This is a genomic window from Bradyrhizobium valentinum (assembly GCF_001440405.1).
GTDB classification, from domain to species: Bacteria; Pseudomonadota; Alphaproteobacteria; order Rhizobiales; family Xanthobacteraceae; genus Bradyrhizobium; species Bradyrhizobium valentinum.
On record NZ_LLXX01000003.1, the window covers coordinates 25,798 to 38,594 of the forward strand.

The following is a 12,797-nucleotide window of genomic DNA, read 5'->3' on the forward strand; positions in this document are numbered from 1 at the left end:
GGGTATCGCTGCGCTCCACCCATCCTACGCAGCGTGGGGCCCCACGCCACGAATGGGCCCCGGCCTGGCAGCGCATCGCTCCGCGCTGCGCAGCATCCGGGGCGCGGGTGCCCCGCTCGCCTCAAATCATTCCCAATTCATTAACCCCTCATAAACCATCCTGCGCCACCAATAGGCGCTACCTCTGCCATTTTGGGGACGCCCATGCTCGCCCGTGACCAACGCACCCCGTTTTCGGACTGGTGGTGGACCGTGGATAAGCTGCTGTTGGCGGCGATTTCCGCGCTGATCCTCGGCGGCGTCATCCTGTCGCTGGCGGCGAGCCCGCCGGTGGCGACCAGAATCGGGCTCGATCCGTTCCACTTCTTCAGCCGGCACATGCTGTTCCTGCTGCCGTCTTTCCTGGTGCTGATCGGGGTGTCGTTTCTGTCGCCCAAGCAGATCCGCCGGCTGGCGCTACTGGTGTTCGTAGTGAGCGTTATCTTGATCGTGGCGACGCTGGTATTCGGTGCGGAGGTGAAGGGATCGCGGCGCTGGATCACGCTGCTCGGCGTCAACATCCAGGCTTCCGAATCCGCCAAGCCCGCCTTTGTCGTGATGGCGGCGTGGCTGTTTGCAGAATCGACCAGGCGGCCGGAAATGCCGGCGACCTCGATGGCGATGGTGCTTCTGCTAACGCTGGTGGCGCTATTGGTGATGGAGCCGGATTTCGGCCAGACCATCCTGATCCTGATCGTGTGGGGCGCGCTGTTCTTCATCGCGGGCATGCGGATGATCTGGGTGGCCGGCCTTGCCGGCGCTGCGGCTGCCGGATTGTTCAGCGCCTATCTGTTGGTTCCGCACGTCGCGGGCCGCATCAGGCGCTTCATGAATCCGGCATCCGGCGACACCTTCCAGGTCGATATGGCGATGGAAGCGTTCTGGAACGGCGGCTGGTTCGGGCTCGGGCCCGGCGAAGGCATCGCCAAGCGCAGCCTGCCGGACAGCCATACCGACTTCGTGTTTGCGGTGGCGGCCGAAGAGTTCGGCATCATCCTGTGCCTGGCGCTGGTTGGGCTGTTCGCGTTCGTCGTGCTCCGTACGCTGACGCGTGCCTATGCGAGCGAAGATATGTTCGCGCGCTTTGCAGCGTCCGGTCTTGCCATTCTGTTCGGCATGCAGGCCGCGATCAACATGGCGGTCAATCTGCAACTGATCCCTGCCAAGGGCATGACGCTGCCTTTCATCTCCTACGGCGGCTCGTCGATCATCTCGCTGGCTTATGGCGTCGGCATGATGCTGGCGTTGACGCGACAGCGTCCGCGCACCGAAGTGGAATCGATGAACGCCGCCGGCGTGGCGCGCGGCTACGCCTAGAGCACGCTCTGTACAGGTTGCATCAATTCTTAAGTAAAACTCTGTAAAAGTCCGATCCTGTTCCTAAACGATTTTGTCGCATGCTGCGATTTCAGCGTGCAGGAGAGGGTTTGGTAAAATGGGGACGCATCACGACAACGGCGAATATCGAACGGGGGACGCCAATCGCAGGCTCGTTCGGTTCTTCAGCATCTGTCTGAGCACACTCCTGTTCGTCTATTCGATTATGGCGGTTCGGCTGTTCCTGGACCGGGAATCATTCGACGCGGTCGATTTGTTGCTGCTCTCGGCTCGCCTCCTGCTGGGCGGGGTGGCGCTCCTGGTTGTCGTCGATCCGCCCTGGCTCGCGCGCCGGCTGGATCGTCAAATCGATCTGATGGGCAGCCTCTTTGAGCAGGCATTCGCAAATTCCAGCACGAAGGAAAAGATCAGATTGATCGTGCTGGTGACGATGGTCAGCCTGCTCCTCGAGCTGGTCATGATCCGCTGGCTGGCATCGGTATTCCCGGTGTTTTCGTTCTTCAAGAATTTCACCCTGCTGGCCTGCTTCCTCGGCCTGGGCGCGGGATACGCGGTCGCGGACAAGCAGCCCTGCGCGCCAGCGCTGGTGTTACCGATGCTTGCATTGTTTGTCGGCGTCGTCACGCTGCTGCGCTACGACGTCAGCGCGGCCAATGGTTTCTTTGCAGCCCTGCCGATGCACGAGCAAACCGCTGTCGGTGGCACAACGGACGGCCCAAACTGGTTGGTTCTGCTCAAGTCAGGCGCGCCGGTCTATGTGCTGCTCGCGATGAGCTTTGTGCTTTGTGCGTGCATTTGTTATCCGGTCGGCCAGCTTTGCGGCAAGTTGCTGCAAAGCACCGATGCATTGAAAGCCTACAGCCTGAATCTGATTGGCAGCATTCTCGGTGTCGTGGCGTTGTGCGTGATGAGCCTGTTCTGGCTGCCCCCGGCAGTCTGGTTCACCGTAACAGGCGGCGTCCTTCTGGTATTCGTGTTGTCACGCGATACCCGCCTGCCGGTCGGGGTGGCCAGCTTTTGCCTGCTGCTCGCAGTCCTGTCCTGGCCGGTCCAGCAGGAAATCCAGCGGATCTATTCTCCGTATCAATTGCTGGAGCGCATGGCCAAATCGGACGGGCTGATGAACCTCCTGTCCGGAGGCGCCTACTATCAGAAGGTGTTCAACCTGGCGGAGAGCAATCGCGGGCATGAAACCGAGGAAGACCGTTACGTTCGCGCGTATTACGAATTTCCGTTCAACTTCAAGAACAGGCCGCAGCGCGTCGCGATTGTCGGCGCCGGCAGCGGTAACGACGTGGCGGCGGCGCTCCGCATGGGCGCCTCACACGTCGATGCGATCGAAATTGACCCGGCCATTGCCCATCTCGGCAAGCACTACCACCCCGAGCATCCCTATGACGATCCGCGCGTCACGCTGCGCATCAACGATGCGCGCAACTTCTTCCGCACGGCGGACCAGCAATACGATCTGATCATATATGGCGTGCTGGATTCCCACACGGCGCTAAGCCATGCCTCCAACCTGCGCGTCGATTCCTACGTCTACACGCGCGAGGGAATTGCAGAAGCCTTCAAGCTGCTCAAGCCGGACGGCGTCATGTCCGTTGCGTTCGCGCTGCCGAACGAATCGCTCGGGTTCAAGCTGTCGCATATCCTCCAGGGATTGCCGGGCGCCGGCAAGCCGCTGGCGGTTCGCGTGCGTTACGACTCGAGCACGACTACGGCCTTCATTGCGCAGAAGGGCCGGGACGTCGCCATGCCCGATATAAATGCGTTCGCCGCGATCGGATTCACCGACGTCTCGAAGCATTTCGCGCAGCCCTATCCGGAGGCGAGCATCCCGACCGATGACTGGCCGTTCTTCTACATGATCGAGCGCACCTATCCGGTCAGCTACATGATTGCGCTCGGCATGGTGCTGCTTCTGAGCTACATGTTCGTGCGCAAGACCATCGGCCTGACCGGCCCGATCGAACGCGGCTATCTGCCGTTCTTCTTTCTCGGTGCCGGCTTCATGCTGGTGGAGACCAAGGCTATCACCGAATTGGGACTGCATCTCGGCGGCACCTGGTTTGTCATTGCCGCGACCATCATTCTGGTTTTGGTGATGGCGTTCCTGGCCAATCTGATAGTGCAGGGGAGGGTCGTTCAGCAGACCGGCCTTGCCTATCTCGGGCTCCTGGTCAGCCTGCTCGTTGGATACTTCTATGCCCGCAACCACGGACTGGTTACCCTGGGTTCGCCTCAGGTGAGCCTGGCGGTGAGTTGTGTACTGCTCACGCTTCCGTTGTTCTTTTCGGGCATTGTCTTTTCGACCCTGATCGGCAGGGCCGATGTCAACATCTCCACCGCGCTTGCCTACAATCTGATGGGAGCTCTGTTTGGCGGGTTGATGGAATACAATTCGATGTATTTCGGATTCTCGTTCCTGTACCTGCTGGCGATGGGTTTCTATTTCCTGGCATGGATGTTTTCCTGGGATCCGGCAGCGGTATGGACGCGGCGGCGGCTGGGCATTCTTACGCAGGATTCAGCGCCTTAAGAACGTTAAGGACACCGGAATATCCGTCACGGCGCCCCGATCGAGAGGTCGGGGCGTTCGACGTTTGGAACGCCTTGATGACGAATACCGTGCCGTCGGCTATTTGGAGCCATGGATAACGCTCCTTTGATTCTGCTGGCCGCGGGCGGCACCGGCGGCCATTTGTTCCCGGCAGAGGCGCTCGGTGTCGAGCTGATCAAGCGCGGCCTGCGTGTGCGTCTCGCGACCGATGCCCGCGCGTTGCGCTATAGCGGCCTGTTCACTCCTGACAATATCGACGTGGTGCCAAGCGAGACGATGCGCGGGCGCAATCCTGTAGCGCTGGCGCGCACCGGCTTCATGCTCGGCTATGGCATGCTGGTCGCGGTCAATCTGGTGCGGCGGCTGAAGCCTGCGGCCGTGGTCGGCTTCGGCGGCTATCCGACGCTGCCGCCGTTGATCGCAGCAAGGCTGCTCGGCGTGCCCGGCGTCATTCACGATGCCAATGCGGTGCTCGGCCGCGCCAACCGTTTTCTCTCCGGCCGCGTCAATGCGATCGCTACCTCGCTGCCTGGCGTGCTCGATCGCGATCCTGATCTTGCGGGAAAAGCCACGACGGTCGGCACGCCGATGCGGCCCGCAATCCTTGCTGCGGCCGCGATCCCGTTTGCGTCGCCCGAACCGAATGGGCCGCTGCGCCTGCTGGTGGTCGGTGGCAGCCAGGGCGCGCGGGTGATGAGCGACATCGTGCCATCAGCCGTCGAACGGCTGGAGCCAGTGCTGTGGAGCCGCCTGGTCCTGACGCAGCAGGTGCGCGAGGAGGACATGGCGCGGGTGCGGGCGGTCTATGACCGGCTCAAGATCAAGGCCGAACTGGCGCCGTTCTTCAGCGACCTGCCGGCGCGCCTTGCGTCCAGCCACCTGGTAGTCTCGCGATCCGGCGCCGGCACGGTGGCCGAGCTCGCCGCGATCGGACGGCCTTCGATCCTGGTGCCGCTGCCCGGCGCGATCGACCAGGACCAGTTCGCCAATGCCGGCGTATTGGCGCAGGTGAACGGTGCGTTGCGGATTCCGCAAGGAGAGTTCACGCCCGACCGGCTGGCGGCGGAAATCTCCGCTTTTGCCGCCGAGCCTGCGCGGCTGACCGCGATGGCGGAGGCCGTTCGTCAGGTCGGCCGGCTCGATGCCGCCGAGCGGCTGGCCGATCTGGTGCTGAAAACGGCCGGAATCTAGGCGGTTGCGCGCAAAATTGCCCCTTGTCATGCCCCGCGAAAGCGGGGCATCCAGTACTCCGCGGTGCCTGATTTGAGCCTCGGCTTCGCGGAACACTGGATCGCCCCGCCCTTGTGCGCAATCGCGCAAGGCGGGCGATGACGTCCAAGGAAACATTCATGAGACTGCCGCGCGAAATCGGACCCATTCACTTCGTCGGGATCGGCGGCATCGGCATGAGCGGCATCGCCGAAGTTCTCTGCAATCTCGGTTACACCGTGCAGGGCTCGGATGCCTCCGAAAGCGGCAATGTCGCGCGGCTGCGGGAGAAGGGCATCACCGTCTCGATCGGCCACAAGGCCGAGAATGTCGATGGCGCCGACGTGGTCGTGGTCTCGACCGCGATCAAGCGCGACAATCCGGAACTGATGGCGGCCCGTGCCCAGCGAATTCCGGTGGTGCGCCGCGCCGAGATGTTGGCTGAGCTGATGCGGCTGAAGAGCTGCGTCGCGATTGCCGGTACGCATGGCAAGACGACGACGACCTCGATGGTGGCCGCACTACTGGACGGCGGCAATCTCGATCCGACCGTGATCAATGGCGGCATCATCAACGCCTACGGCACCAACGCGCGGCTGGGGGCCGGCGAGTGGATGGTGGTGGAAGCCGACGAGAGCGACGGCACGTTTTTGAAACTGCCGACCGATGTCGCGATCGTTACCAATGTCGATCCCGAGCATCTCGACCACTTCAAGACCTTTGAGGCGATCCAGGACGCGTTCCGCAACTTCGTCGAGAACGTGCCGTTCTACGGTTTTGCCGTGATGTGCATCGACCATCCCGTGGTGCAAAGCATCGTCGGCAGGATCGAGGATCGCCGCATCATCACCTATGGCGAGAACCCGCAGGCCGATGCACGATTGATGGACCTGACGCCGATCGCCGGCGGATCGAAATTCAAGATCGCGATCCGCAATCGCAAGACTGACGCAACCCACGAGATATCAGACATCACGTTGCCGATGCCTGGGCGGCACAATGCCTCGAACGCAACGGCCGCGATTGCGGTCGCGCATGAGCTTGGCATTTCTGACGAGGCGATCCGCCAGGCCATCGCCGGCTTCGGCGGTGTCAAACGGCGCTTCACCCGCACCGGCGAGTGGAACGGCGTCACTGTTATCGACGACTATGGCCATCACCCCGTCGAGATCGCGGCGGTATTGAAGGCCGCGCGCGACTCCTATAGCGGCAAGATCATCGCGGTGGTGCAGCCGCATCGCTTCACCCGGCTGCAGTCGTTGTTCGAGGAATTCTGTACCTGTTTCAATGACGCCGACGCGGTTGTTGTCGCCGAGGTTTATCCGGCCGGCGAGGCGCCGATCGCAGGGATAGACCGCGACAATTTCGTACTCGGCCTGCGCGCCCATGGCCATCGCGAGGTGATCCCGCTGCCGAGTTCGGCGGAACTGGCAAAAGTCGTTCGCGGAATTGCGCATCCAGGCGACCTCGTCGTGTGTCTTGGTGCCGGCAACATCACGCAATGGGCCTACGCATTGCCCGGCGAATTGAAGGCGTTGGGGTGATGATTACTATCGTCGTAGACGTCGATCGGGAGCGTAACCACGAATGCCGGCGTATGCCGCCACCCCTCTCCCTAACCCTCCCCCGCAAGGGGGGAGGGAACCGGCCCGCTGGTGCGTCCCTCACTTGCTCGATTACTCTGCGAACTCGCAAGCACTCTGGTGAGGCCATCAGACAACGTGAGGTGAGCGCGCTGGTCAGGCTCCCTCCCCCCTTGCGGGGGAGGGTTGGGGAGAGGGGTAAGCCCCGGGCGACAGCATCAAACGCAATGCGATGCGCTCTCAAATCACGTCGTGAGACGATTGGCGCGACATGACCTTCCCCGACATCACCTCAGACCTGAAAGCCGCGATGCCGGAGCTGCGCGGGCGGCTGCTGGCGAACCAGTCGCTGGCGGAGCTGACATGGTTTCGCGTCGGCGGCCCGGCGCAGGTGCTTTTCACGCCGGCGGATGAAGATGATCTCGCCTATTTCCTTGGAGCTCTGCCGAAGGAGTTGCCGGTCTATGTCGTCGGCGTCGGCTCCAATCTGATCGTGCGCGATGGCGGCATGGCGGGTGTGGTGATCCGCCTGGCGCCGCGGGCATTCGGCGAGATCTCCGCTTCAGGCAATATCGTCACCGCCGGCACGGCGGCGCTCGACAAGCGCGTCGCCGAGACCGCGGCCGCCGCAAACATCGGCGGCATGGAATTCCTCTTCGGCATTCCCGGCACCATCGGCGGCGCGCTGCGGATGAATGCCGGCGCCAATGGTCGCGAGACCAAGGACGTGCTGGTCGAGGCCACAGGCATCGGCCGCGACGGGACGAAGCACGTCTTTGCCAACGCCGACATGAAGTTCGTCTACCGCAACAGCGGCGTCGATCCGTCGGTCATCTTCACCTCGGCGCGCTTTCAAGGCGCCATCACGGATTCTGAAACCATCCGCGCGCGGATGAACGAGGTTCAGACCCATCGCGAGACCGCGCAGCCGATCCGCGAAAAGACCGGCGGTTCGACCTTCAAGAATCCGCCCGGCAACAGCGCCTGGAAATTGATCGACGCCGCCGGCTGCCGCGGGCTTCGCGTGGGCGGGGCGCAGGTGTCGGAAATGCACTGCAATTTCCTCATCAACACCGGCAACGCTACCGGCCATGATATTGAAACGCTGGGCGAAACCGTGCGGGAGCGGGTTAAAGCGAATTCTGGAATCGAGCTACACTGGGAAATCAAGCGGATCGGAATTCCGAGATGACTGTCATTCCGGGGCGTGCGAAGCGCGAACCCGGAATCTCGAGATTCCGGGTCTGGTCCTTCGGACCATCCCGGAATGACGAAGCAGCGAAGTAGCGAGGCAGCAAGGCTGATGCAGACGACCATTCTCTTCGGCGGTACCAACAAGGAGCGCCTCGTCTCGGTTGCGAGCGCGCAGGCGCTGCATCGGGCCTTGCCGGAAGCCGATCTCTGGTTCTGGTCGGTGGCGGACACCGTGCACGAGGTCAGCTCGAAGACCCTGCTCGAGCATGCGCGCCCCTTCGAAGACGAATTCAAGCCGGGCAACCGCGGCGTTGCTCTCGAGGCGGCGCTCGACAAGGCGAAGTCCGAGGATCGCGTGCTGGTGCTGGGCCTGCACGGGGGCCGCGCCGAGAATGGCGAACTGCAGGCGATGTGCGAAATGCGCGGGATTCCCTTCACCGGGTCCGGCTCCGCGTCGTCGAATCTCGCCTTTGACAAAGTTGCGGCCAAGCGTTTCGCGGCGATCGCGGGCGTCGCGGCGCCGGCCGGCATTGCCCTGGAAAATCTGGACGCGGCCTTTGCCGAACACGGCAAGCTGATCGCAAAGCCGGCGCGCGACGGTTCGAGCTACGGCCTGATCTTCGTCAACGCCAAGCAGGATCTCGTCGCCGTGCGCAACGCCGCCCGGACCGAGGAATATCTGATCGAGCCGTTCGTCTCGGGGGTGGAGGCGACATGCGGGGTGCTGGAACGCTCCGACGGTTCGGTGTTTTCGCTGCCGCCGATCGAGATCGTGCCGGGGGAGGGCACCTTCGACTACACGGCAAAGTATCTGCTCAAATCGACCCAGGAGATCTGTCCGGGACGCTTCGCGCCCGAAGTCAGCGCCGCGATCATGGATCAGGCGCTGCGGGCCCACCGGGCGTTGTCGTGCAGCGGCTATTCCCGGACCGATTTCATCATCTCGGCGAAGGGGCCGATTTTCCTGGAAACCAATACGCTGCCGGGCCTGACCGCAGCCTCGCTCTACCCAAAGGCACTAAAGGCCCAGGGGATCGAATTTCCGGATTTTCTGCGTGATCAGATCACGCTGGCCGAACGGCGCAGCCGGGAACGGGCGTGACCGGCCGGACGGCCCGTTAACAGGCCGTTAACCGGGAACTAACCTCGACATCAGAATTGTTGCTAAAATCCTAAGAATTGTCCGGCAAACCACTCAAAAGACGGGCCAAAGCGCGGCGCGAGCCCCCCGTTTTTACACTTTGTTTACCAGGAAGAACGAAGGTTAACGCTGGCGGCGCATGTGGCGCTTGGCTGCCGGGGTGCGCTGTTCCGACTTCAGGTCAGCACTTAGGTCCGGCACCGCCGAGACGTCATCTGAGCCAGAACTCGCAAAAATGCTTGCGGGAACAACACTTGGACAGGCTCGTGCAATGGATGGTGCAGGACGCCTCGGGCGGTCGCTGAGATCGCGGGGGCCCCAGGCTGACCTGAAAGCAGCCGCTATTGGAGCGGTTGTGCTGCTGCGCGAGCGGCTGGGCCGTCGCGCCCGTGTCCCGGCGCGGCCCGTGATCGATCGCGCGCCGTCGAATCGCGTGATCCTGCTGATCGAACGCTACCTTCCGAATCGCCTTGGCGTCGCTTTGACCGTGATGATGCTGCTCGGCAGCGCCGGCTTCGGCATCGTCAAGGGCGGTCACCTCAACGACTTTTTGGCTGCACTCAGCGACACGCGCAACGCGCTGGCCAATTCGGCCGGCTTCCGCATCACGACCGTCGTCATCAACGGTCGCAAGCAGTTGAGCCAGGACGAGGTGCTCGCGATCGGCGGCGTCAACGGCCGCTCCTCGCTGCTGTTCCTCGACGCCGCCACCGTGCGCGACAAGCTCAAGGCCAATGCCTGGATTTCGGACGCGACTATCCTGAAGCTTTATCCCGGCCAGTTGCAGATCGACATCGTCGAGCGCACGGCTTTCGCGCTGTGGCAGCAGGACGGCCGACTGTCCGTGATCTCGGAGGACGGCGCGGTGCTGGAGCCCTACGTGTCGCGCCGCTTCGTGGCGCTGCCGCTGGTGGTGGGCAAGGGCGCCGATGTCAGGGCCCGCGATTTCCTTGCGCTGCTCGACCGCTATCCGCACGTTCGCTCGGTGACCAGGGCCGCGATCTTCGTCGGCGAACGGCGCTGGAATTTGCGGCTAAAGGACGGCCTCGACATTCGCCTGCCGGAAAACGACGTTGGCAACGCGCTTGCCGTGTTGAGCAAGCTTGACAAGGAGGAGCGGCTGTTCTCGCGCGACATCGTCGCCGTCGACATGCGCCTGCCGGACCGGTTGACGGTGCAATTGTCGGAGGACGCGGCCAAGGCCCGCGAAGAACTGTTCAAGGACAAGAAACCTAAGAAAAAGGCCGGTGACGCATGACCGGCCTCGATCGCAACCAGACTCCGAAGACGCGGCCCGTCGACCACAAGCGCACGGCGCTGGTGGCGTCGCTCGATATCGGCACCAGCAAGATCGCCTGCATGATCGCGCGGTTGAAGCCGTCGCCGCCGAGCGAGGCGCTGCGCGGCCGCACCCATGCGGTGGAATTGATCGGCTACAGCCAGATCCAGTCGCGCGGCGTCAAGGCCGGCGCAGTGGTCGATCTCGCCGAATGCGAGCAGGCGGTGCGTCAGGCGGTGGCGCTTGCCGAGCGCATGGCCAAGGTCCGCGTTGAGTCAATATTGCTGTCGGTTTCCGGCGGCCGCCTGCAGGGGCAGTTGGTCGAGGCCGCCGCCGATATTCGCGGCGGCTCGGTCACCTCTGAAGACGTCACCCGAGTGACCTCCACCGGCATGCGGCACGCCACCGGCGAGGGTCGAACGGTGCTGCACGCGCTGCCGGTCGGCTACGCGCTGGATGGCGTCAAGGGTATCCGCGACCCCCGCGGCATGGTTGCCCGGCAGTTCGGCGTCGACATGAACGTGGTGACGGCGGACGCGACCGTTGCCCGCAACCTGATGCTGGTGGTCGAGCGCTGCCACCTCAATGTCGAAGCCATGGCGGCGAGTCCTTATGTCGCAGGTCTTTCGGTGTTGACCGATGACGAAGCCGATCTTGGCGCCGCCGTGGTCGAAATGGGTGCCGGATCGACCACGATTGCAACCTATTCCGCCGGGCGCTTCGTGCATGCCAGCGGATTTGCGCTCGGCGGGCAGCACGTCACGATGGATCTTGCCCGCGGCGTCGGCGCATGCATTGCGGATGCCGAGCGAATCAAGACGTTATATGGCACCGTGCTGACCGGCGGGTCCGACGCGCGCGAGTTGATGTCTGTGCCGACTGCAGGCGAAGAACACGATGCGCCGCAGATCGTCTCGCGCGCCACGATTGCCAACATCGTCCGGCATCGCGCCGAGGAGATTTTTGAAATGGTCCGGGATCGGCTCGCGGATTCCCCTTTTGCGGCAGAGCCGCGGGCGCGGGTTGTCCTGAGCGGCGGGGCCTCCCAGCTCACCGGCACCGTGGAACTCGCTACCCGCATTCTCAACCGGCAGGTCCGGATCGGCCGGCCGCTCGGTTTCGGCCGACTGCCCAACGAGGCCAAGAGCGCCTCGTTCTCGGTGCCTGCCGGCCTCCTGGTCTATCCGCAATACGCTCATCTTGAACACGTCGAACCGCGGCATACGCGGCAGCTCAGGACAGGGACTGACGGCTATTTTGGAAAGGTCGGACGATGGCTTCGCGAGGGCTTCTGATGACCGGTCCTGTGACCAAACGATTTTCACCAAATCCCGCGGCCGCCGGCCGGGGCGAACCAACGCGCGCGTCGTAAGAGAGGCAATCATGGCACTCAATCTGACCCCCCCTGACATCAGCGAGCTGAAACCGCGGATTACCGTCTTCGGCGTCGGTGGAGCAGGCGGCAATGCCGTCAATAACATGATCACTGCCGGGTTGCAGGGCGTCGATTTCGTCGTCGCCAATACCGATGCGCAGGCGCTGACCATGTCGAAGGCCCAGCGCATCGTGCAGATGGGCACGCAGGTGACGCAGGGCCTCGGCGCAGGTTCCCAGCCCGATGTCGGCGCGGCGGCGGCGCAGGAAGTCATCGACGAGCTCCGCGACCATCTCTCGGGCGCCAACATGGTGTTCGTCACCGCCGGCATGGGCGGCGGCACCGGCACCGGCGCCGCACCGGTGATTGCCAAGACCGCGCGCGAAATGGGCATCCTCACCGTCGGTGTGGTGACCAAGCCGTTCCACTTCGAAGGCCAGCGCCGCATGCGCACCGCCGAATCCGGCATCGCCGAACTGCACAAGGTGGTCGACACGCTTCTGATCATCCCGAACCAGAATCTGTTCCGGGTCGCCAACGAAAAGACCACCTTTGCCGACGCCTTCGCGATGGCCGACCAGGTGCTCTATTCGGGCGTCGCCTGCATCACCGACCTGATGGTCAAGGAAGGCCTGATCAACCTCGACTTCGCCGACGTTCGCGCCGTGATGCGCGAGATGGGCAAGGCGATGATGGGCACCGGCGAGGCGACCGGCGAGAAGCGCGCGCTGACCGCGGCCGAAGCTGCGATCGCCAACCCGCTGATCGACGATAGCTCGATGAAGGGCGCGCGCGGCCTGTTGATCTCGATCACTGGCGGCAAGGACCTCACGCTGTTCGAAGTCGACGAGGCCGCCACGCGGATTCGCGAGGAAGTCGATCAGGACGCCAACATCATCGTCGGCGCCACCTTCGACGAGACGCTCGACGGCATCATCCGCGTCTCCGTCGTTGCCACCGGCATCGAGCAGGCGCAGATCGCGCGCAACGCGGCCGCTCCCGCCGCCGCTGCCGGCGCCACCGCCGCCACCACGTCTTCGCCGGACAGCCGGCTGGCCGAACTGACCGCTCGCCTG

General features: G+C 63.4%; 9 protein-coding genes. All 9 read left to right on the plus strand.

The window, feature by feature from the left end:
* The first annotated feature begins 204 nt into the window (after positions 1-204).
* Complete coding sequence (gene ftsW, locus CP49_RS00420; RefSeq protein ID WP_057848331.1) at positions 205-1,356, plus strand: putative lipid II flippase FtsW; 1,152 nt, start codon at positions 205-207, stop codon at positions 1,354-1,356.
* A 118-nt stretch (positions 1,357-1,474) separates the two neighbouring features.
* Positions 1,475-3,919 carry a spermine/spermidine synthase domain-containing protein gene (locus CP49_RS00425; protein WP_057848332.1) on the plus strand — a complete coding sequence of 815 codons (2,445 nt, stop codon included), beginning with the start codon at positions 1,475-1,477 and terminating at the stop codon, positions 3,917-3,919.
* 111 nt (positions 3,920-4,030) lie between these two features.
* Positions 4,031-5,131: an undecaprenyldiphospho-muramoylpentapeptide beta-N-acetylglucosaminyltransferase gene (murG, locus tag CP49_RS00430; protein WP_057848333.1), complete on the plus strand. Its 1,101-nt coding sequence runs from the start codon at positions 4,031-4,033 to the stop codon at positions 5,129-5,131.
* 158 nt (positions 5,132-5,289) lie between these two features.
* Positions 5,290-6,693: a UDP-N-acetylmuramate--L-alanine ligase gene (gene murC / locus CP49_RS00435; protein ID WP_057848338.1), complete on the plus strand. Its 1,404-nt coding sequence runs from the start codon at positions 5,290-5,292 to the stop codon at positions 6,691-6,693.
* Positions 6,694-7,003: 310 nt separating this feature from the next.
* Entirely contained in the window at positions 7,004-7,924 is a 921-nt protein-coding gene (gene murB / locus CP49_RS00440) for a UDP-N-acetylmuramate dehydrogenase (RefSeq protein ID WP_057848334.1), read from the plus strand.
* A gap of 111 nt (positions 7,925-8,035) precedes the next feature.
* The gene (locus CP49_RS00445; RefSeq protein WP_057848339.1) at positions 8,036-9,028 is read left to right on the plus strand and encodes a D-alanine--D-alanine ligase family protein; all 993 of its coding nucleotides are present in this window, start codon (positions 8,036-8,038) and stop codon (positions 9,026-9,028) included.
* A gap of 310 nt (positions 9,029-9,338) precedes the next feature.
* Positions 9,339-10,325: a cell division protein FtsQ/DivIB gene (locus tag CP49_RS00450; RefSeq protein WP_057848335.1), complete on the plus strand. Its 987-nt coding sequence runs from the start codon at positions 9,339-9,341 to the stop codon at positions 10,323-10,325.
* On the plus strand, positions 10,322-11,641 hold the full coding sequence (ftsA, locus tag CP49_RS00455) for a cell division protein FtsA (protein WP_057848336.1): 1,320 nt from the start codon (positions 10,322-10,324) through the stop codon (positions 11,639-11,641). The genes CP49_RS00450 and ftsA overlap by 4 nt, the downstream gene beginning before the upstream one ends.
* 88 nt (positions 11,642-11,729) lie before the next feature.
* Positions 11,730-12,797: cell division protein FtsZ (ftsZ, locus tag CP49_RS00460; RefSeq protein ID WP_063791602.1), on the plus strand; the 1,068-nt coding region annotated here is incomplete at its 3' end.

Excerpts from the sequence above, each read along its gene's own strand:
- ftsW (WP_057848331.1), top strand. The coding sequence starts at position 205 with ATGCTCGCCCGTGACCAACGCACCCCGTTTTCGGACTGGTGGTGGACC.
- CP49_RS00425 (WP_057848332.1), top strand. The coding sequence starts at position 1,475 with ATGGGGACGCATCACGACAACGGCGAATATCGAACGGGGGACGCCAAT.
- murG (WP_057848333.1), top strand. The coding sequence starts at position 4,031 with ATGGATAACGCTCCTTTGATTCTGCTGGCCGCGGGCGGCACCGGCGGC.
- murC (WP_057848338.1), top strand. The coding sequence starts at position 5,290 with ATGAGACTGCCGCGCGAAATCGGACCCATTCACTTCGTCGGGATCGGC.
- murB (WP_057848334.1), top strand. The coding sequence starts at position 7,004 with ATGACCTTCCCCGACATCACCTCAGACCTGAAAGCCGCGATGCCGGAG.
- CP49_RS00445 (WP_057848339.1), top strand. The coding sequence starts at position 8,036 with ATGCAGACGACCATTCTCTTCGGCGGTACCAACAAGGAGCGCCTCGTC.
- CP49_RS00450 (WP_057848335.1), top strand. The coding sequence starts at position 9,339 with ATGGATGGTGCAGGACGCCTCGGGCGGTCGCTGAGATCGCGGGGGCCC.
- ftsA (WP_057848336.1), top strand. The coding sequence starts at position 10,322 with ATGACCGGCCTCGATCGCAACCAGACTCCGAAGACGCGGCCCGTCGAC.